Below are 21,542 nucleotides of genomic sequence, written 5' to 3'. Positions count from 1 at the left end.
CATGCCTGAAAAGGAGCGTATGAGACGCAAATGAACTTTCAAGTGGACTTTTTATCTTTTTTTGTAATTCAGGTAGACGGAAAAGAAGGACAGGGCGGTAAGTCCTACAAGCATTACGCTACGATGGATGACTATGATTATGACGAAAGCGATGTTAAAAAATTTCTGGACGGGGAATTTGCCCGCATTAGCAAGCGGAAGGTCGAGAAAAATCCGAGCACAGAGCAGGCACCGACCAAAATTGGCCGCTTTATCGTCGAACCGGAGCATGAACTGAGCAGTAATCCCAATTTCAATATGTTCGCCCGGCTGCGGGCAGCAGAGGATAAGGAAGATTTTAAAAATGCCTGCGACGATCTGGTGCGGATGTATCTGGATACGAGCGCGGTACGCGGCGGAGCGCTGATCATTGTACAGGCTACCTTGAATACACACTCCGATGATCCCTTTATTTTTGTGCTCAAATGTGATTTTGAACCTAAAATTGCCCGGATTACCGAAAGCAGTTTGGTCAGTGAGGTCGAAATGGCTATTTCAGCCCGTAATATGAAATCTATCATGTATCCTTACATGCTGGAGGAGGGGATGAACGATGAGTGGGAGCTTAAAATTCACCAGTCCTCGCATGCACGGTATTTTGAGGATTTTCTGAAATTTGTGACCTATGAGCAATCCATGCCAGAAATCGTCAATGAGCATGTCATGGGCTTCGTCCAGAACTATGTAGAGACGAAATGGCCGGATGCTTCCAATGAGGAAAGACAGCAAGAGGAACGTGATCTGGAGCTGTGGGCGGCCAGTGAAAAACGGGATTTGCAAGGGAAATGGGAACCCCTTCAGGTCGTAGAAGCTGCACAGCATATTGTTGAGCTAAAGCCGGAAATTGAAGTTCGCTTCAAGCTGGATGATACGGCTGTACGTGGACTGCTGTCCGACTTTGGGGCCAAGCTGCATATTACGAAGCTGCACGACAGGTACGCGCTTATCATTGAAGGCGATGCATTTACGTTTGAAAAAGGCTTTTCACCGATTGAGCTGCTTCAACCTGAATCGTTCGAAACGGTGGCTGAGCGGCTGAAAGAGAAACGCCTGCAAGAAGACGAGTTTGCCGATGGCGATACGCCGCCTTGGTAATCTGAGTAAACTGTTTACGATAAGCTGAACTCTTATATGACATAATCAAAGGGCCTCTCAACGGTATTTTCGCCGCTGTGGAGGCCCTTTTTGTCTACAATTTCAGTTCGTTCATCTACAAGCTGAGTTTACTGATTTGATCTTTCAGCTTGTCCGCAGATTGGTGTAGCCCTTGACGTTCCTTGTCATTCAGTGGAAGATCCAAAATTTCACGTACTCCGTTGTGATCTACGATACTTGGAACACCCAGATAAACGTCAGACACTCCGTTATAATCTTCCAGCAAGGTGGACACATTAAGTACCGACCCTTCGTCTCCCAGAATGGCGGCTACGATCCGGTCGAGAGCTAGCCCGATGGCGTAAGAAGTCGCGCCTTTGGCATCTATAATTTCATAGGCTGCATTTTTGGTGTTTTCAAAAATCTCATTTTTCGTTTCTTCGCCCAGCTCCAATGGAGTTCCTGCGATGTTGGCCGTGCTCCATACAGGCAGTTCGGAGTCGCCATGTTCTCCAATAATATGGGCGTGGATGCTGCGAGGGTCAATGCCCTTTTGCTTACCAATCAAATAACGGAAGCGTGCGCTGTCCAGCAGCGTTCCCGAACCGATAACTCTGCTCGAAGGCCAGCCACTACGTTTCCAGGAAATGTAGGAGAGAATGTCCACTGGATTGGTTGCGATCAGCAAAATGCCGTGTGTGTTTACCTTGACGATATTATCAATAATGCTTTCAAAAATTTCGGCATTACGCTTGAGCAAATCAATGCGTGTTTCTCCCGGCTTTTGTGATGCGCCCGCTGTAACAATGATGATATCCGCATCACGGCAGTCTTCATAATCACCTGCCCACACTTTGACACCGCCGAGAAAGGGAAGCCCGTGGTTCATATCGAGCATTTCCCCCTGCGCCTTTTTGACGTTTACATCGATAAAGACAAGTTCTGACATACGTTGGCGTAGCAGGAGGGTGTAACCGGTCGTTGTACCGACCGCTCCCATGCCGACAATGGCCACTCTGCTTCGTTTGTAAGGTTTTAAGCTCATAAAATCCTCATCTCCTTCTCGGGTTGAATACCTTTTCATTTTTTAATAATACAAATTTTATCTTTCCAACTTAGTTTACTGTATATGTGCCCTCCACTGCAAAGAAATATGACATTTCTCCTTGACATCAAACAGGGACTCGCTAATAATTAATCGAATGGCAGGGACACACACTAAAGCGTTGCAGTAGCAATATTGGCGTACGACATTATGGAAAGAGGATTATGATTATGGACTTATTTCGAAAAAAGACAGGGATGCTCCCGCAAGGGGAAAACGGAACGACGGGTCACTTGAAGAGAACGATGGGCGCCTTCGATCTGACTATGCTGGGTGTAGGATGTATCATCGGTACCGGGATTTTTGTGATCACAGGCAAGGCAGCAGCGGAAAATGCGGGTCCTGGCCTGATGATCTCCTTTGTTATTGCAGGAATTGCCTGCGTGCTGGCAGCCTTGTGCTATGCGGAGCTTTCATCTACGGTTCCCGCTGCTGGCAGTGCTTATGCGTATAGCTATATTGTGTTTGGGGAAATTCTGGCCTGGGTGCTGGGTTGGGACTTAATTCTGGAATACGGGGTGGCGGCTGCCTCTGTGAGTAGTGGCTGGTCTGCTTATTTTCAAGGCTTGCTGGCCGGCTTCGATATACATTTACCACTGGCTCTAACCGCAGCCTTCAATTCAGCCAAGGGAACCATTATTGACCTGCCTGCTGTGTGTATCATTATGTTAATCACACTGCTGCTGAGTCTCGGAGCCAAGGAAACGGTCCGATTTAATTTCATTATGGTTTGTGTCAAAGTCGGAGTCGTGCTGCTGTTTATCGGAATCGGAATTTTTTATGTTAAGCCTGCTAACTGGACACCGTTTCTCCCCTATGGTTTTTCCGGTGTTTTGAGTGCTGCGGCAATCGTATTTTTTGCTTATTTGGGCTTCGACGCCATTTCAACGGCAGCAGAGGAGGTACGTAATCCGCAACGGAATATGCCAATCGGTATTATTTCCTCGCTTGCGATTTGTACAGTGCTGTATATAGCGGTCTCGGTTGTACTTACTGGAATGGTACCTTATACGCAACTGGGGGTAAATGATCCTGTTGCGTTTGCTTTGCGCTTTATTCATCAAGATTTTGCGGCAGGATTGATTTCTGTCGGTGCGATTGCCGGGATGACCACGGTTTTACTCGTGCTGTTGTATGGTCAGACACGGCTAATCTTCTCGATGTCCCGTGATGGTCTGTTACCGATATTTTTTTCTAAAATCAATCCCAAAACTCAAACACCCATCCGAAGTACCTGGCTGGTCGGAAGCATCATTGCATTGGCTAGTGGATTTTTTCCATTACATGCACTGACGAACCTGACGAGTATCGGAACCCTGTTCGCTTTTGCCGTTGTATCGGTTGGGGTGATCGTTCTGCGGAAGAGACGTCCGGATTTGAAAAGAGGCTTTAACGTACCTTGGGTTCCGTTGCTCCCGCTTTTGAGTGCCCTGGTTTGCGTCGGTTTGATGCTTCAGCTTCATATCAGCACGTGGATTGGATTTTTCGTGTGGCTTCTGCTGGGTTTGCTGATTTATTTCTTCTACGGATATCACAAAAGTTTGTTAAATCGTAAATCCTAATAGGTATAAATGTTAAAAAGCCGGCATCCTGCACGTATGTGAAGGGTGGCCGGCTTTTTGGTATGAGCATGCGAAAAGTGTCACTTAGGGTCGTTTATGGTATAATTCTGTTTCAGATAAGCTTTTGGCACGGGATTACCGCATGCCATCGAGGGAGGATTTTATATGAAACTGCGCTGGCGTGCGCTTCTAGGGGGAGTATTGCTGCTAACAGGCATTCTGCTGGCTGGCTGTTCTTCCGAACCTACAGAAACCGTAACCAAACCTCAGGTTGAGGAACCGGATGACCAGGGACAAACGATAACTATTAATCCACCATTGACGCCGAAGGTGGGCGATCCCAATGCCAAATATGTAGTTCAGACACGAATAGCTGATTTCCATCTGATTGATGATACCAAAGGTTTTGTTTGGGGAGTTACTCGTAATGAGCTTCGGCTGTATTATACGCATGATGGCGGAAAGACCTGGAATAATATTTCTCCTTCCGAAAACGTTCAATTTCAAGACAAGCTTGAATATGGGAAGGATATTAGCTTTACCGATTCCCGGCACGGCTGGGTTGTCCGTCAAAATCTGGACAAAACCGCAACCGTCATCCTCAGAACCGCTGATGGGGGACAGAGCTGGGACATTTCAGCGCTTCCAAGCGGGGAACATGTGAGCGCGATTCAATATGTAAATCCGTCTACCGGATGGATTATGGCCTCTACAAAGCTGAATGAACAGGATCAACAAAAGTTGTTGTATCATACCACTGACGGAGGAGCCACATGGCAGAAGGTTGCGCAAAGTTCCGGCATGTCATCCAATAAGTCAGGCTTGGGCTTACCCGATCAGGGCAGCATGGCGGGAATGAGCTTTGATGGCAACAAGCAGGGTTTTGTTACGATTAATCTGGATAGCAGTGTTAAGCTTTATAAGACTTCGAATCAAGGGAAGAGCTGGACTCCGTTAGCCAATAAAATGAATGGTTGTCCTCAAGCAAAATCCGAAGCTCCGCAGTCTCTTAATGGAAGTAGTTCCTCGTACTGGATTCCTGTTCTCTGTTATTTGGATAGCGGCACAAAATATAGCGGACTGTTTACTGCTGATACAGGCACGCAATGGAATAATGTGTCTTTGGGGCTAAGCAGTAAAAGAAACTCCATTATTCCCGGCCGCACCTTTCTAAATGATAAGGAAGGGTGGATCATAACCCCTGCCGGAATGAGCCGAACAATGGATGGGGGCAAGACGTGGACAACCCTTACTGGCAGCAAAGTGCTGGCATCGAAGCTAAAGGATTACCCGCGATCGGTCAAGCTCCGTTTTGCTTCTTCTACGGTAGGTTGGCTGCTTCTGGTACGATTGGACGACAAGAAATCACTGTTACTTAAAACGACGGATGGCGGTGTCAACTGGAGGATTCTATAATCTTCACCAGGGTGATTGCCCTGTGCTTTCCCCTTATTTTGCACGTCCTCAAAAGGTCATACAGATCAGGGAAGAGGCACAGGGTGCTTTATTTTTAAAAACTTAAATTTTATATGACAATATGTGAAAAAAATCACAATCTACTGGATGAGTCGCTGTTATACTGAACCTGTAAACAACGATAGGAGTGATAATCATGAGAACGAATCAGGATCATATGTTAACTCAATACTACCTTCAATTTTGTTACACTTGCCAGGATGCCTATGGTTGCACGACTGAAGAGGATTGCAAGCAGTGTGCAGAGCGTTATGCGGAAACAGAAGAAAATGAAGTTCTGGATGAGACACAACGTTATCTCCAGCTTGTACATGTATAAACAGATGCACCATTCTGATATCGCCATATATTGAGCCTCCCGGATCATTCCGTGGAGGCTCTTGGCGTTCTTGAGGGTTGCTAACAAATTTGGGCAGGAACGTACATATACTATTACAGAAAGCTTAGGTCATGTGAGGATGCCCGGCCGTTTCCCTGTGGAATGCCTGGCGGAGAGGAGTGCGGTGCATGGGATTTGAGTCATTATGGATGTTCGATTGGCTGGGTACGGTGCTGCCCGTTTTTTTCGTAGTCGTGTTAGGTATTATCGTACTGTCTGCGGGCAAGGAAGTCATGGAATGGAGCCGGAATAAAAGGCAGCCTGTATTGACGGTTGGTTCCCGAATTACGGCCAGAAGGACGCATCTCCAACAGAGGCGGCAGGAGGAACAAGGGACTCGTACCTATACTTTCTATTATGTAACCTTCGAGGTGGAGAGTGGCGACCGGATGGAGTTCAAGGTAAGCGGGGAAGAATATGGTCAATGCGCCGAGGGAGATGAGGGACGGCTTACCTTTCAGGGTACACGGTACATCGGGTTCCAGCGACTTAATCGCTATAGCTTGGAACAGGTTAAAATGTAGACAGCAGCTCATTCTCCCGTTCATTCATGGGTAGCCCCCTGCAATACAACAGGCCAGGGGGCTGTTCTTGTTTCTTGTGCAGCACATTTTGGTACATATATACTAGGGAAGTATATAGAGGAGGAATAAGCCATGTCATTTGAGGGACAAGTTGTTATCGTAACAGGAGCGGCACATGGAATCGGAAGAGAGGTCGCTTTGGCCTACGCTGGCAAGGGTGCCAAGGTCGTATTTGCCGATCACAATGGGGAAGAGGGGGCCGCTGTTGCGGCTGCGGCACGGAATGAAGGACATCTGGCAATCTTTGTTCCCTGTGATGTGCGTAAGGAGGAAGATATTGTTGCGCTGATCCGTGCCACGGAAGAGGAATATGGCACCATTCATACGCTGATTAACAATGCAGGCGTGTTCAAATGGAAATCTCCGTATGATTTAACGGTTGCGGAATGGGATGACATTTTGAATACGAATGTACGCAGTTGCTTTATTGCGACACGAGAAGCGGCCAAGGTGATGAAACGCAATCCGGAAGGCGGCTCGGTGGTCAACATGACTTCGACACGGGCTTTCATGTCAGAACCGGATACAGAAGCCTATGCAGCGTCAAAAGGAGCCATTGCCGCCCTTACACACGCGATGGCCATATCGTTAGGAAAGGATGGCATCCGGGTCAACTGTATTAGTCCGGGCTGGATTGAGACAGGGGATTACGGACAACTGCGCCCCGAAGACCATCAGCAGCATCCGTCTGGTCGAGTAGGAACCCCTGCCGACATCGCGCGAGCGTGTCTGTATTTAACCCAACCCGGCAACGATTTTGTAACAGGTACAAATCTGGTGGTGGACGGCGGGATGACGCGTAAAATGATTTATGAGCCCTGAAAGTCAGGCTGAACATGGGCGAACTTAATTTTCATATAAGGATACGTCACTGTAGGATAGTCCCGAATTTTCGGGGCTATTTTTTTGTCTGTTTTTTTCGCTGTCGCTGTCACCCATTGGGCATTTGTACCATACAATACGATATATGATTGAGCAGTAAGGAGGAGAGACGTTGGCTGTTATTAATGTCAACTCAGAGGATGTAAGGACACTTGCCCGGCTTATGCGGGCAGAGGCCGAAGGAGAAGGAGAGCAGGGAATGCTCATGGTCGGCAATGTCGGTGTTAATCGGATTTTGGCCAATTGTCTGGATTTTCAGGGAATTCGTCTCATGAATGACATGGTGTTTCAAAGTCCCGGCGGATTTGAAGCTACCCAAAAGGGGTACTTTTATCAAAGAGCCCGTGATCGTGACATTCGTCTTGCCCGGCGTATCATTAATGGGGAAAAAATCCGCCCGGCTTCAAATGCATTGTGGTTTTTCAGACCTTCCGGAGAGTGTCCGGCTACCTGGTATAACCAGACTAACACTGGGCGTTTTAAAGCGCATTGCTTCTTTAGCCCGACTGTACAGGATTGCCCTGCCGTCTATTAATGCGTAACAACATGAGTTTGGATGATTTAAAACCATTTTAGGAGGAATTAACATGATTTCACAGCAAGCTTACCGTCCTGTCTCTTATCCTACTGGCGGCGGGTTTCCCGAATGGCCTAGGTTGGCTCCAATGGGAACTATGCAGCCCATGAGCGGCTTTCCCCCTCAAGTCAATAGTGGTAGCGCAATGACACCGACTGGCACAGTGGTACAGACTCAGACTCCACAATATGAGCAATCTTATATTGAAAATATTTTGCGCCTGAATCTGGGCAAAACGGGTACTTTTTATATGACCTATGAAAATAACCGGGAATGGAACGCGAAAATTTTCAAGGGTATTTTGGAAGCGGCTGGTCGTGACCACATTATTATCAGTGATCCTTCTACCGGAAGACGTACCATTCTGTTGATGGTGAATCTGGACTATGCAACTTTTGATGAGCCGCTGCTGTACCAATATCCTGGCGTCATGGGTAATCCGGGCTCGTCCCCGATTCGCTGATGTCTTTATATATATAGTTTATCCCCCAATCCTCTGCCTTAGGGCGGGGGATTTATTTTATTTACATTCTTTCTCAAATATAGTAGCTTCCCTTGTGGTAAGAGGCGGAAAATGGCGATTTCCGGTCAAAATGACCGCGTTAGCCGATTTTTCTGACATACCTTGCGGATTGACTGTGCAGTGTATAACTATATAATTGAATATAAGCTGATGAATGGCTTCGTCATTCATGCGAAAATATGGCTTGTGAAAGCCGGAAGGAGTGAATGTGTTGGGAAGTTGACGCTGCTTATGATGTGTTATCGTTCTGTTTATGATGAAATTATCCGAAGGAGGTGCGCCTGTCTGCCGTAATGACGGCTGATGGGGAGCATATTGAGTGACCCTTTACCGAGTATGTTTAACTTATTTATTGTTTTTGCATTAGTATTATTGAACGGTTTTTTTGTATCTGCAGAATTTGCAATGGTGAAAGTCAGAAGCAGCCGTATTGACACATTGGTAGAGGCGGGCAACAAAAAAGCCGTATATGCCGCTAATATATTACACAATTTGGACGCTTATCTGTCTGCCTGCCAGTTGGGCATTACACTGGCTTCGCTGGGACTGGGGTGGATCGGAGAACCGGCCATTGCACATTTGATCGAACCTGTATTTACAGCCGCCGGGCTGGGACCGGTATATGTACATGGTACTGCTGTGGTCATTGCATTTATTTTGATTACGATTCTGCATATTGTGCTGGGTGAATTGGCGCCCAAAACAATAGCCATTCGTAAAGCTGAAACCATTACGCTGTATTCGGCCATGCTGATGACTTGGTTTTACAAGCTGATGTATCCATTCATATGGGCGTTGAATGGCATGGCGAACAGCCTGCTGCGTTTATTCCGTCTGGAGCCGGTATCCGAATATGACGATTCCGCGCATACGGGGGATGAAATACGCATTCTGATGAAAGAAAGCAATAAGAGCGGACTAATTGATAATACGGAATTGGCGCTTGTTGATAATATATTTGATTTTACCGACACGACCGCCAGGGAAATCATGATTCCGCGTACCGAGATGATCTGTTTGTACAGCAATGAGTCCACAGAGGAAAATCTCGCGATTGCGACGGAGAGCATGAGAACCCGTTATCCAATCTGCGCCGAGGACAAGGACCATATTATCGGCTTTATCCATATCAAGGATCTTCTGCGGGCGAACAAACTGGATACCCGTACGATGATTCGTCCGATTCTTGCCGTTCCTGAATCTACGCAAATTAGTGATTTGCTCAAACGCATGCAGCGTAGCAAGACACAAATTGCGATTCTGATTGATGAATACGGTGGTACCTCAGGTATGGTGACGCTGGAGGATATTATGGAAGAGATCGTTGGTGAAATTCAGGATGAGTTCGATCAGGAGCGTCCGGGTTGTGAGCAGATTAATGACGAGGAATTTTCCATTGACGGTATGCTGTTAATTGATGAAGTGAATGATCGCTTTGGACTGGATCTGGATCATGAGGATTATGATACAGTAGGGGGCTGGCTGTACTCGCATGTTGAGGTCATCCCCCCACAGCCGGGTCAGTCTGTGGAATTTGAAGGTTGTCTGTTCGTTGTAGAAGAAATCGAGAACAAGCGGATTTCACGTATCCGGCTGTTGAAGCAGCCAGTCCTTATGGAGGAAGCGGGAGTCTCGTAAATCAGGATTCACCAGATAAAAGAGTAGACATTCTATAATTGAACTATTCTTGAAGCGACCCTTGAACGATAGAGGGCCGCTTTTTTGATTTTGGCTTCTTTACACATAAGACATGAATTGATATGATGAACTATATTATTGTCAACCTATTATATTTTTATTTGGTTGACAATTAAAAAGGGAATTTCTCCTGAGAAACGTATCTGTTAGCATGTTCATTTAAAATAGGGAGGTATAGTGTATGAAATGGTCCAATGAGGTTACGGATTGGTACTCGCTGGCAGAGAAAGCGATCCACGGCGGCAATATAACGCTGGAAGAAGGATTGGCGGTGCTGGAAGCGGACAATGAGGAAATCTTACCGATTATGCAAGCTGCATTTCGGGTGCGTCATCATTTTTACGGTAAAAAGGTAAAGCTCAACATGATTATGAATGCCAAAAGCGGCCTGTGCCCGGAGGATTGCGGCTATTGCTCACAATCGATCGTATCCACGGCACCTGTCAGCAAATACAGTATGCTGGACAAGGAGTCTCTGCTGGCCGGAGCCCGTGAAGCGCTAGCAAGGAAAGCAGGTACATATTGTATCGTAGCTTCCGGCAAGGGTCCAACAAATCGAGAGCTGGATCAGGTAATTGAGGCGGTACAGGAAATTACCAGTACGATGCCACTTAAAATTTGTGCGTGCCTGGGGATTCTCAAAGGAGATCAGGCCCGCCGGTTGGCAGACGCGGGAGTCCATCGTTACAATCACAATTTAAATACGAGCAAGGCCAACTATCCGTCCATTACAACCACACATACATACGATCAACGTGTCGAAACGGTTAAAATGGCTCAATCTCACGGGATGTCACCATGCTCCGGCGTGATTATCGGAATGGGGGAAACGAATGAGGAAATCGTCCAAATGGGTTATGCGTTGCGAGAACTCGGTGCCGACTCCATTCCGGTTAACTTCCTGAATCCGATCCTCGGAACCCCGCTGGAAGGAGCAAAGCGCACATCTCCGATCAGAGCATTAAAGGTACTGGCGCTGTTTCGGTTCATTTGTCCATCCAAGGAAATTCGTGTCGCAGGCGGACGGGAGCTGAATTTGGGGACACTGCAACCCTTATCCCTGTATGCAGCCAATTCGATTTTCGTAGGCGATTATTTAACGACAGATGGACAAGAAGTCACAGCCGATCATCAAATGATTGAAGATCTGGGGTTTGAAATTGAGATGTGTGCCCTTTCAGCCGTATAATAGGAATTGTACAAACTGGGAAGGGAGCGTTGAACGATGAGCGAAAAAGTATTTATTAGTCCGGGTAAATATGTGCAAGGGAAAAATGTGATTGATAAAACGGGTGAATATGTCAAGCCATTAGGTCATACTGCTCTGGTTATTGCCGACAAGCTGGTATGGGGTATCGCAGCCGACCGGGTAGTGAAAAGTCTGGAACAGGCGGGGATTACTTCGGTAAAGGTGGAATTTCAAGGGGAAGCGTCCAAAAATGAAGTGAACCGTATTGCTGATCAGGGACGAAGCGGGCATGTCGATATTGTCATTGGTGTAGGCGGCGGCAAGACGCTGGATACCGCCAAGGCGGTTAATGAGGTGCTAGGTTCCTCGGTTGTGATTATTCCAACGACAGCCTCCACGGATGCTCCAACCAGTGCGCTATCTGTCTTGTACACGGATGAGGGCGCATTTGATACGTATTCTTTTTTCAGTAAAAATCCAAGCTTGATCCTGGTCGACACGAAGGTTATTTCCCAAGCACCGCCATTGTTCCTCTCTTCAGGCATTGCGGATGCGATGGCAACATGGGTTGAAGCTCGTGCGGTTATCGAGGCACGGGCTACAACGATGGCTGGTGGCTTGCCAACCTTGGCAGCCGAAGCGATTGCGGCCAAGTGCGAAGAGGTTCTATTCGATTACGGACTGCAAGCTTATGAATCCGTGAAGCGCAAAGTGGTTACACCTGCGCTTGAAGCAGTGGTAGAAGCCAATACGCTGCTGAGTGGGCTAGGATTCGAAAGTGGTGGCTTGGCAGGCGCACATGCGATACACAACGGTTTTACCGTGCTGGAAGGGGATATTCATCACTTGACGCATGGTCAGAAGGTGGCTTTCGGTACCTTGGTACAGCTTGCGTTAGAAAAAAGACCTTTGGCCGAGATGGAACGGTATATCGATTTTTATCTGAAGCTGGATCTGCCCGTCACGCTGGAGGACGTCAAGCTCCAGGAAGCCTCCCGCGAGGATCTGTACCGTGTAGCTCAGGCGGCGACGAAAGAAGGCGAAACTGCTCATAATCTGCCATTTGCAGTAACAGCGGACGATGTGCTGGATGCGATTTTAGCTGCTGACCAGTATTCCCTTGCTTACAAAGCTAAAATTGGACATAAGAAGTAACACCAATCTTCTTTATCCATGCACCAATCCACGAATCGAAGAATCGTAAGCTGCCTTATTGTCTTTTTAATCATCAGCGTGGTACAAATTGTTTTTGGAATTTCAGTAAATCAGTGGCTTCGTAATTTGTAAAACGTTTGTGACCTAACCCATTGAATGAAGAAAAAAAAGGCTCCTCCGCATGAAAGCATGAAAGCGGCGTGAGCCTTTTTTGTCTTTTTAGATCGCCCAGTTTCCTTTGCGGAAGATGGGCTCCTCGGTACCGTCCTCGGTGACGCCGTTAATGTCCATTTCACCTGAGCCGATCATAAAATCGACGTGTGTCAAACTGGAATTCAGGCCGTTGGCTGCCAACTGCTCCTGAGTCATGTCCTTGCCGCCTTTGAGGTTAAATGCATAGGCATTGCCGATGGCCAGATGGTTGGAAGCATTTTCGTCAAACAACGTATTATAGAATAAAATGTTCTTATCCGAAATGGGGGACTGGTGAGGCACAAGAGCGACTTCGCCCAAGTAGTGGGAGCCTTCATCCATTTCAACGAGATGCTGAAGAGTCTCCAAGCCTGTTTCAGCCTGCACATCGATAATGCGTCCGTTTTCAAAGGTCAGCGTAAAGTTGTCGATAATATTTCCGCTGTAGCTGAGCGGTTTAGTGCTGCTTACTTTGCCATTCACTCCGGTTTTGAGCGGGGCAGTAAACACTTCCTCGGTAGGCATATTGGCTACGAAGGTATGTCCTTGCTGATTGACACTTTCGGCTGCAACCCACAGGTGATCTTTAGCCAATTCGATGGTTAGATCGGTACCTGGGGCCAGATAATGCAGCTTTTTATAGCGTTTGGCATTCAAAATATCTGATTTGCTGGAGAGTGTTTTCAAATGCTCTTTCCATGCTTCTACCGGGTTATCCAAATCCACACGCACAGTGCTGAAAATAGCTTCCCACAGCTTATCTATTTGTTCGGAAGCTGGCAGATTCGGGAATACTTTGGCAGCCCATTCTTCGGAAGGGTAAGCAATCAGAGCCCAACTGAATTTGTCGGCCATTTGAAGTTCGCGGTATTGGCGCAATTCATGTGAACGCACACGCTGAGCCGCAGTAATGCGACTGGACGGGATACCTTGAAGTAAATCCGGATTTTCTGCTATGATATGCAGTACCGCTGCGCCGTTCTCGACCTCTTCGGTCATTTCAGCCGCGTACCATTTGGGAGGAATATTAAAAGTCTCATCAGGAGCCAGTTCATATTGCAGGCGAGTGATGGCTTCGTCGCTCCATTTTACCTTAACCAGCTTGGCTCCGACGGTATACGCGGATTTGACAATAAGCCGCACAAGTTCAGCGGACAGGATGGGAGCATGAACGATGAGTGTTTGCCCAGGCTGGACATTAGCCCCTACCCGAACAGCTAACTCGGCATATTTTTGCAATTTTTGTTGAAAATCTGACATGTAACTTTCCTCCATTTCACGAAAAGGCCCTTAACAGGGCTCGGGGTTGCCTGCGCAGTTTTTTGCAAATTCCACACACGGCTTATATATTGTACAATGTAACGAAAAGGTTCACAAATCCATTTTGGTACATTTTGGTGAAAATGAAAGGGCGGATAGATGAATGACGGATCAAAATGCACCTCAGGAAGTACATATTCAGCAGGCACAAATGACTAGAGATGAGAATGGTGCATACTTGGGTCAGGTCGTGTTTGGAGTAGACGGACAGACCTCTGTATACGAAATTACGTTCCATAGCAAAAGGGGCAAGGAGTGGGATTACAGTCTTCATTTTGCAGGCGAGCCACGCGTAGAGGAAGAGATGCTGCGTATGGATGCATGGATTGAAGAGAACGATGATTTGTTTGATTATTTGCTTGATGCGGCATGGAGTAAATTACCCGAGTAATGTAAACATGGTCTATTTTCGTGACAAGCGGATTATATTTAGCAGTGTCCGCATAATCTGCCGACATGGGGGAAGCCTATAGGTCGATAATGACAGCAAATTCCATGTGAATGGGGAGGATGACGGTTTGGTAAATCATCTGTTCACCGAAGGAATGACAGCAAATGAAGAGGCTGCTCCCGATCTTCTGAGCTTACGGACGCTGTTTGTAAATGTGTGTTTTATCGGGGAGCCGGGAAGTCGATCCTGGGTACTGGTGGATACGGGGATGGCAGGGTTTACAGACTCGATAATTCACTTGGCTGAGGAACGGTTCGCTGGCCCTCCCGTTGCTATTGTGCTCACTCATGGGCATTTTGATCATGTGGGATCGGTCATTGAGCTGGTTCAGCATTGGGGTACCCCTGTGTATGCGCACCCGCTGGAGCTTCCTTACTTGACAGGGATGAAGGATTACCAACAACCCGATCCCAGTGTGGGTGGAGGTCTGCTGTCGAGCGTTTCCTTTTTATATCCCAATGATGCCATTGATCTGGATGATCGCATTACCCGTCTGCCTAAGAATGGCAGTGTGCCCGGTGCGCCTGGGTGGAAGTGGCTGCATACACCTGGACATACGCCGGGTCACATATCGCTTTTTCATGAACGCAGACGGTTGCTGGTAGCTGGAGATGCTTTTATTACAGTAAAACAGGAATCGGCGCTGGCAGTTATTTTACAGGAAAAAGAAGTACACGGTCCGCCTGCATATTTTACGACAGATTGGCAGGCTGCGCAGCGGTCAGTGGAACTGCTGTCCGGTTTAAAGCCGGAGATTGCTGTTACGGGACATGGTCACTACATGCAGGGAAATGAGCTCACGACCCAGTTGGAACGACTGGCGGAGGATTTTGAGCACACGGCTGTACCCAAGCAGGGGCGCTATGTGTAGTGACGTGGAAAGGACGATGCCTTACGGGGCATCGTTTTTTTGTGTTGGCATGGAATTTTTTTGCTCAGCATGGTATAGTCAAGCCAAAAGCTAACGCTTTCATTAACCATCGTCATTCATCAAGGAGGATTTTTGATGACACATCTGCATGCTGCAATTGGTGACCTTTATTATGGAATACCGGCGATTCGCCTTAAATTCGGGCGTTATGAAGCGGTAGCCCTGCCGGGAAACGGCGCAAATCTGATTTCTTTTCGTGACAATGAGACAGGATATTCATTTCTCCGCGAGCCGGAAGCTGACAGCATAGAGACTTTTAAACAAAGTCCGTCAGTCTATGGGATTCCTTTCCTGTATCCTCCGAATCGGTATGAGGATGGCAAATTCCTGTGGAATGGAGTTACATATGAACTGCCCATCAATGAAACGGCGACCCACAACCATTTGCACGGTTTTTTACACACCGTCCGGTGGGAGGTTGAGGACTACGGATCTGGAGAACAAGGCAGCTATGTGGTAATGAATCAGCGTGTGAGGGAAGGACACCCCATGTTCCGCTATTTGCCGTTCACCTTTACCATCAAGCTAACATATAGCCTGGACGAATTTGGACTGCATCAGCGTTATGTGATCCACAACGAGGGTGATCAGCCGATTCCAAACCTGTATGCCTTTCACACGGCAATTCGGGTTCCATTCGTACCGGAGAGTTCGCCGGAAGACTACAAAATTAAGGTTACCATCGGTGAGCGTCGCGAGTTGACGGAGCGGTTGTTAGCCACAGGACAGTTCCAGCCATTGTCACCGGAAGAGGAATTGCTGAAGACAACGGGAGTGAGTCCCTATTTTGCATCGATGGACAATCATTACACGGTAGCTCCGCAAAATGGACGCAACTATATGGAGCTGACACACAGTAAGACAGGTGCTACTCTCGTATACGATGTAGGCACGGCCTATAAGCATTGGATGATCTGGAATAACAAAGCGAACAAGGAATTCATCTGTCCTGAGCCGCAAATGAACATGATCAATGCACCGAATCGTCCGGACTTGCCTGCGGAGGAGATCGGGTTGATTGCACTTGCTCCAGGCCATATTTTTGAAGCAACCAGCCGTTTGTATTGTGTTACACCTGCACAATCGAAATCCTAGCCTATATTTTATCGGAATAAGCCTGTATCGTGTCCAACGGTGCGGGCTTTATTTTGTTGATGGGAGAGGTGGATAAGACAAATATTACAGGCAGAAGTCTGTTTAGTGAGGAAAGGAACATGAAAAATAGGTTGCAGGATGGCAAGCCATCATAGTATGATACGAAACAGGAGATGATCAGATGAATCAGGAAATGGTGCCTTTTCAAGCCGTCAAACGCAAGCAAATCGCTGATGAAGTGGCTGAACAGCTGCAACGAAAAATAGCTACTGGTGAATGGGATGTGGGTACAAAAGTTCCGACAGAGCCTGAGCTGATGAAGCTTTTTGGAGTAGGGCGTTCCACGGTGCGTGAAGCGGTCAGCGTTCTCGTACATGCCGGTTTATTAGAGAAAAAACAAGGACACGGAACCTTTGTATGCCAACCGACGACTTCCCAGGAGCCTCTGGATTACCGACTGAGTCGCGCTGAAATAATTGAAGTCTATGAGGTGCGGAGTGTGTTGGAGCTGGAAATTGCCAGACTGGCTGCTTTACGACGTAAGGATGAAGATTTACGCTTGATGCGCGAGGCGCTGGACCGTCGTGCCGTGACATTGGCTGCTGGAGATTTGAACGGGTATCTGGATGCGGATATCACTTTTCACTTGGCTGTTGCCGGAGCTACACGTAATAAAGTGCTTACAGATGTGTATCGCAGCTTTGTAGAGGCGATTCGGAAGGCGCTGAAAAATCTCGTAACCGATCCGGCGATGCAAAATCCTTTTACACTTCAGCATGAGAAAATATATGAAGCGATCCGCGATCAGGATGCCAAGGCTGCCGAGCTATACAGTATTCAGCATTTGGATGGCACCAAGCTGGAACTGCAAAAGCATATGGGAAATTCATAATTTTTTTAATCTTAAACATCAGATGATCGGATGAATAAATTGAATTGTAAATCTTTTATATCGATCATCTCCTAAAATAAAACCAAAGGTGGGTTCTGAATGCGCAAAATATGGGTGTTGGACACAACGTTAAGAGATGGAGAACAATCACCAGGAGTTAGTCTGACCAGTACAGAAAAGGTGGAAATCGCCCTTCAACTGCAAAAATTGGGCGTAGATCGGATAGAAACCGGTTTTCCGGCTACCTCGCCAGGTGAGATATTCAGCATGCAGGAGATTGCCAAACAGGTTACCAACTCAACCTTGGTTGGTTTTGCACGTTCGAAAGAGCAGGATATAGATGCGGTCAGAGAGGCACTGTGGGGAGCGGAGGACGCCTGTCTTCATCTGTTTTTGGCTACCTCACCCATTCACCGCCAGCACAAGCTGCGAATGGATAAGACGAAGGTACTGGAGACCGCAGCCGCAGCCATTCGCTATGGACGCAAGTATTTTGATAAGGTGGAATTTTCGGCGGAGGATGCCAGTCGTACTGAGCTGGACTTTATTTGCGAGGTCGTGGATATGGCGATCCGTGCTGGAGCAACGGTCGTCAATCTACCGGACACCGTTGGGTATGCTTCGCCGGATCAGTTCGGCGAAATGTTCAGAATCGTAAAAGCCCAAGTGCCGGGCATCGAAAAAATACAGCTCAGCACCCACTGTCATGATGATCTCGGCATGGCAACAGCTAACACACTGGCGGCCATCCGTAATGGTGTAGATCAATTTGAAGGCACAATCAATGGCATCGGGGAACGTGCCGGAAATACACCAGTGGAGGAGGTCGCGCTGGCTCTTGATACCAGAACCGATCTTTATGATGCGCAAACCAGTCTGGTTCTGGAGGAATTGTATGCCACCAGTCGCCTGGTGAGCAAACGCACGGGGATGTCCGTACCGGGGAACAAGGCCATTGTTGGAGCGAATGCTTTTGCCCACGAGTCCGGTATTCACCAGGACGGGATGCTTAAGGAGCGTACGACATATGAAATCGTGTCCCCGGAGCGCATCGGCTTGAAGACGAGTAAGCTTGTACTCGGCAAGCACTCGGGTCGGCATGCGTTCAAGGAAAAACTGGCGGACATGGGGTTTGATGCTTTGACAGAGGAGCAGCTTCAGGAGGCGTTCCGTAAATTCAAAGCCTTGACGGACAAGAAAAAACAGGTGTTGGATGAAGATCTGCTCGTCCTGATGGATGAGAGCCGCAGTGCCTCGCCGCAGATTTACACGCTGGATTCCATTCAGGTATCCTATGGCAATCAGTCGGTTCCGGTAGCATCCATTCGACTGATTAAACAGGACGGAACAGCTATTGATGAAGTGGCGATGGGCAACGGCTCCGTAGACGCGATTTTTCATGCTATAGACAAAGCCAGTGATGAAGAAGTGGAATTGGAGGATTATTCGATTCAATCTGTAACGTATGGTAAGGATGCTCTCGGAGAAGTGCATGCTGTTCTGAGACAAGGAGAATACACCGCCCGTGGAAGAGGCACAAGTACAGATATTTTGGAAGCCAGCGCCAAAGCTTATATCGACGCGCTGAATAAGCTATTGGGTAGAAAAGAAGTTCGCGCTAAAGGAAATATCACCATTAGCTGAACCGACCGCAACGGTTTGTAGCTGACGATACATTCCTCCTCCGGACTAATCGTAAAAAAGCGCTTGCAAAATATATGATAACCTTTGAAATTTAATGTATAATAGGCAAGGAAGTCACCATATTTTGTCTGAATTACATAGGCCAAGAGGAGGAAATGAGTTGAACTACCGCATCGAAAAAGATACGTTGGGTGAAATCAAAGTACCGGCAGACCGTCTGTGGGGAGCGCAAACACAGCGCAGCAAGGAAAATTTCCCGATTGGCTCGGAGAAAATGCCTTTAGAGGTTATTCAGGCGTTCGCAGTGCTCAAGAAGAGTGCAGCGATCAGCAATTATAAGTTGGGCAAGCTGTCACAGGAGAAGCAGGACGCCATTATTTATGCGGCGGACGAAATTCTTGCTGGACGGGTCGATGACCATTTCCCATTGGTTGTATGGCAGACAGGAAGCGGCACGCAGTCCAATATGAATGTGAACGAAGTGATTGCTCATCTTGGAAGTCAATGGCTGCAAGAGCAGGGACAGGATGCGAAGCTGCATCCCAATGACGATGTGAACATGTCGCAAAGCTCGAATGATACGTTTCCGACGGCACTTCATGTAGCGGGTGTCATTGCAGTGGAGGATCACTTGCTGCCTGCTATTGATAAGCTGAAAGAAACCTTTCAGCAGAAGTCAGAGCAATTTAAGGATATTATTAAAATCGGACGTACTCACTTGCAGGATGCCACACCGCTTACACTGGGTCAGGAAATCAGCGGCTGGTATGCCATGCTGGACAAAAGCAAGCGAATTATCATCGACACGGTGCAATATATGAAGGAGTTGGCGATTGGCGGTACAGCCGTGGGCACGGGTATTAACGCTCACCCGGAGTTCGGTGACCGAACCTCTGCGGAAATTTCCAGCTTCACCGGCAAAACGTTCACGTCCGCACCAAACAAATTCCATGCGCTGACGAGTCATGATGAAGTGGTTGCCGTACACGGAGCAGTTAAAGCACTCGCAGCTGATTTGATGAAAATCGCTAACGATGTTCGCTGGCTGGCAAGCGGTCCGCGTAGCGGCTTGGGTGAAATCACGATTCCTGCTAACGAGCCGGGCAGCTCGATCATGCCGGGCAAGGTCAATCCGACCCAGAGTGAGGCCCTTACGATGGTCGTAACGCAGGTCATGGGTAATGATGCCGCTATCGGCTTTGCTGCGAGTCAGGGAAATTTTGAGCTGAACGTGTTTAAGCCGGTCATTATTTATAACTTCCTGCAGTCCGTGAATCTGCTAGCCGATTCAATTGTTGCCTTTAATGACAACTGCGCAGTTGGTATCGAGCCGGATCTCACTAAAATTGAGCACAATTTGAACAATTCGCTGATGCTGGTGACAGCATTAAATCCGTATATTGGATATGAAAATGCCGCTAAAATTGCCAAACTTGCACACGCGGAAGGATTGTCTCTCAAAGAAGCGGCTCTGCGTAGTGGATTGTTGACCGAAGAGCAGTTCGACCAATATGTTGTACCGGCGAATATGATTCAGCCCAAAGCATAAAGCGCTGAGAATTTCGCAGTTCAAGTCCTATAAAATCAAAAAATCCAGCTCATGGAGTGCTGATTAGCACAGCTCATGAGCTGGATTTTTTGATTTTATATATATTTTTTTATCTAAGATTAGTATTCTGCGTGATTTGAGGGTATATAGATAAAAGGCGAAAAAATGAACATCTATTTTCAAGATAGGAGAAGCTGTCGTATGGAACAGACAACCGTTATTAATTTTATTGTGCTTTTGCTGTCCGGCTTACTGCTGGTCGGTGTTTTAACTACCAAATTTTCCAGTCGTTTTGGTATGCCTGCGCTTGTTTTGTTTATTGCCGTTGGCATGGTGCTGAGTCAGTTTATTTATTTTGATAATGCGTTTATTACGCAGTTGGTGGGGATTCTCGCGCTCATCGTTATTTTGTTTGAAGGCGGGATGCAAACGAAGTTTGCAGATGTTAAGCCAGTCATTCGACCTGCGATATCATTATCGACGCTTGGCGTCATTATTACGACGGTGGTCATTGGCGTTTGCGCCAAGTTTATTTTAGGTGTGAGTTGGGTGGAATCCATGCTGTTCGGCGCAATTGTCGGATCGACGGATGCGGCAGCGGTGTTTTCTGTTTTAGGTGGTAAAAACATCAAAAAACGAATTACATCCACGCTGGAAGCGGAGTCCGGCAGTAATGATCCGATGGCCGTATTCCTCACGGTAACATTGATTGAGCTAATACATCACCCTGAGCAATCCATTTGGGTACATATTCTACTATTTTTGTGGGAAATGGGTTTTGGTCTGGTCGTTGGTTTTGTGCTCGGACGCATAGCTGTATATGCCATTAATAAAATGAATTTTGATTCATCCGGTTTGTATCCTGTAATGGCGCTGGCATTTGCGGTCTTGACATATGCGGCGGCATCGTTACTGGAGGCAAGCGGATTGCTGGCGGTTTATGTCATGGCCATTGTGCTGGGTAATTCGGACCTGACCTACAAGCGGTCTATTATTCATTTTAACAACGGCTTCGCCTGGATGGTGCAGATTATGATGTTCGTCCTGCTGGGACTGCTGGTTTTTCCCGATCAGTTGCTCGGCATTGCGTGGCAGAGTTTGGCACTTTCCTTTATTCTGATGCTCGTAGCCCGTCCAATTGGCGTGTTCCTGAGTCTGCTTTTCTCCCGATACTCTATACGCGAAAAGACGCTGTTATCCTGGG

General features: G+C 47.4%; 20 protein-coding genes. 18 read left to right on the top strand and 2 right to left on the bottom strand.

Going from position 1 to position 21,542, the window contains the following annotated elements; genetic code table 11:
• The first annotated feature begins 30 nt into the window (after positions 1–30).
• Entirely contained in the window at positions 31–1,134 is a 1,104-nt protein-coding gene (locus L696_RS0114580; protein ID WP_025684297.1) for a DUF3900 domain-containing protein, read from the top strand.
• Between the two features lie 115 nt (positions 1,135–1,249).
• Here L696_RS0114580 and L696_RS0114575 read toward each other — a convergent pair whose 3' ends face one another.
• Positions 1,250–2,179 carry an L-lactate dehydrogenase gene (locus L696_RS0114575; RefSeq protein ID WP_025684296.1) on the bottom strand — a complete coding sequence of 310 codons (930 nt, stop codon included), beginning with the start codon at positions 2,177–2,179 and terminating at the stop codon, positions 1,250–1,252.
• A gap of 230 nt (positions 2,180–2,409) precedes the next feature.
• On the opposite strand from L696_RS0114575, the gene bcaP reads away from it, so the two are divergent.
• From bcaP to L696_RS0114525, 10 genes are all read left to right on the top strand, one after another.
• Entirely contained in the window at positions 2,410–3,801 is a 1,392-nt protein-coding gene (bcaP, locus tag L696_RS0114570; protein ID WP_025684295.1) for a branched-chain amino acid transporter BcaP, read from the top strand.
• A 165-nt stretch (positions 3,802–3,966) separates the two neighbouring features.
• Complete coding sequence (locus tag L696_RS0114565; RefSeq protein WP_025684294.1) at positions 3,967–5,217, top strand: YCF48-related protein; 1,251 nt, start codon at positions 3,967–3,969, stop codon at positions 5,215–5,217.
• Between the two features lie 196 nt (positions 5,218–5,413).
• Positions 5,414–5,596, top strand: a complete 183-nt coding sequence (locus tag L696_RS0114560) for a hypothetical protein (RefSeq protein WP_025684293.1) — start codon at positions 5,414–5,416, stop codon at positions 5,594–5,596.
• A gap of 188 nt (positions 5,597–5,784) precedes the next feature.
• A complete protein-coding gene (locus L696_RS0114555) occupies positions 5,785–6,180 on the top strand; it encodes a DUF2500 domain-containing protein (protein ID WP_025684292.1) in 396 nt (131 codons plus the stop codon).
• A 132-nt stretch (positions 6,181–6,312) separates the two neighbouring features.
• A complete protein-coding gene (locus L696_RS0114550) occupies positions 6,313–7,062 on the top strand; it encodes an SDR family NAD(P)-dependent oxidoreductase (protein WP_025684291.1) in 750 nt (249 codons plus the stop codon).
• Positions 7,063–7,234: 172 nt separating this feature from the next.
• Positions 7,235–7,657 carry a cell wall hydrolase gene (locus L696_RS0114545; protein ID WP_025684290.1) on the top strand — a complete coding sequence of 141 codons (423 nt, stop codon included), beginning with the start codon at positions 7,235–7,237 and terminating at the stop codon, positions 7,655–7,657.
• Between the two features lie 52 nt (positions 7,658–7,709).
• Entirely contained in the window at positions 7,710–8,162 is a 453-nt protein-coding gene (gene gerQ / locus L696_RS0114540; protein WP_025684289.1) for a spore coat protein GerQ, read from the top strand.
• Positions 8,163–8,558: 396 nt separating this feature from the next.
• The gene (locus L696_RS0114535) at positions 8,559–9,860 is read left to right on the top strand and encodes a hemolysin family protein (protein WP_209440966.1); all 1,302 of its coding nucleotides are present in this window, start codon (positions 8,559–8,561) and stop codon (positions 9,858–9,860) included.
• Positions 9,861–10,101: 241 nt separating this feature from the next.
• Positions 10,102–11,109 (top strand): biotin synthase BioB, encoded by a 1,008-nt coding sequence (gene bioB, locus L696_RS0114530; RefSeq protein WP_025684287.1) that lies wholly within the window; start codon positions 10,102–10,104, stop codon positions 11,107–11,109.
• Between the two features lie 36 nt (positions 11,110–11,145).
• The gene (locus L696_RS0114525; RefSeq protein WP_025684286.1) at positions 11,146–12,264 is read left to right on the top strand and encodes a glycerol dehydrogenase; all 1,119 of its coding nucleotides are present in this window, start codon (positions 11,146–11,148) and stop codon (positions 12,262–12,264) included.
• 219 nt (positions 12,265–12,483) lie between these two features.
• On the opposite strand, the gene L696_RS0114520 is transcribed toward L696_RS0114525, so the two are convergent.
• The gene (locus L696_RS0114520) at positions 12,484–13,716 is read right to left on the bottom strand and encodes an aminopeptidase (RefSeq protein ID WP_025684285.1); all 1,233 of its coding nucleotides are present in this window, start codon (positions 13,714–13,716) and stop codon (positions 12,484–12,486) included.
• A 163-nt stretch (positions 13,717–13,879) separates the two neighbouring features.
• Here L696_RS0114520 and L696_RS0114515 point away from each other — a divergent pair, with 163 nt between their 5' ends.
• The 7 genes from L696_RS0114515 to L696_RS0114485 form a co-directional block, all read left to right on the top strand.
• Entirely contained in the window at positions 13,880–14,167 is a 288-nt protein-coding gene (locus L696_RS0114515) for a hypothetical protein (RefSeq protein WP_025684284.1), read from the top strand.
• Positions 14,168–14,294: 127 nt separating this feature from the next.
• Positions 14,295–15,098, top strand: a complete 804-nt coding sequence (locus L696_RS0114510) for an MBL fold metallo-hydrolase (RefSeq protein ID WP_025684283.1) — start codon at positions 14,295–14,297, stop codon at positions 15,096–15,098.
• A 135-nt stretch (positions 15,099–15,233) separates the two neighbouring features.
• Entirely contained in the window at positions 15,234–16,253 is a 1,020-nt protein-coding gene (locus L696_RS0114505; protein ID WP_025684282.1) for an aldose 1-epimerase, read from the top strand.
• A 181-nt stretch (positions 16,254–16,434) separates the two neighbouring features.
• Positions 16,435–17,145, top strand: coding sequence for a FadR/GntR family transcriptional regulator (locus L696_RS0114500; RefSeq protein ID WP_025684281.1), 711 nt, complete (start codon positions 16,435–16,437; stop codon positions 17,143–17,145).
• A gap of 99 nt (positions 17,146–17,244) precedes the next feature.
• Entirely contained in the window at positions 17,245–18,789 is a 1,545-nt protein-coding gene (locus L696_RS0114495; RefSeq protein ID WP_025684280.1) for a 2-isopropylmalate synthase, read from the top strand.
• A 160-nt stretch (positions 18,790–18,949) separates the two neighbouring features.
• Positions 18,950–20,338 carry a class II fumarate hydratase gene (gene fumC / locus L696_RS0114490; protein ID WP_025684279.1) on the top strand — a complete coding sequence of 463 codons (1,389 nt, stop codon included), beginning with the start codon at positions 18,950–18,952 and terminating at the stop codon, positions 20,336–20,338.
• A 201-nt stretch (positions 20,339–20,539) separates the two neighbouring features.
• Positions 20,540–21,542: potassium/proton antiporter (locus L696_RS0114485; protein ID WP_025684278.1), on the top strand; the 1,003-nt coding region annotated here is incomplete at its 3' end.

The organism is Paenibacillus maysiensis (genome assembly GCF_000520815.1).
In the GTDB taxonomy this organism is placed as follows: domain Bacteria; phylum Bacillota; class Bacilli; order Paenibacillales; family Paenibacillaceae; genus Paenibacillus; species Paenibacillus maysiensis.
The sequence above is the reverse complement of the archived record's forward strand: the minus strand, read 5'-3'. Positions and strand labels throughout refer to the sequence as shown.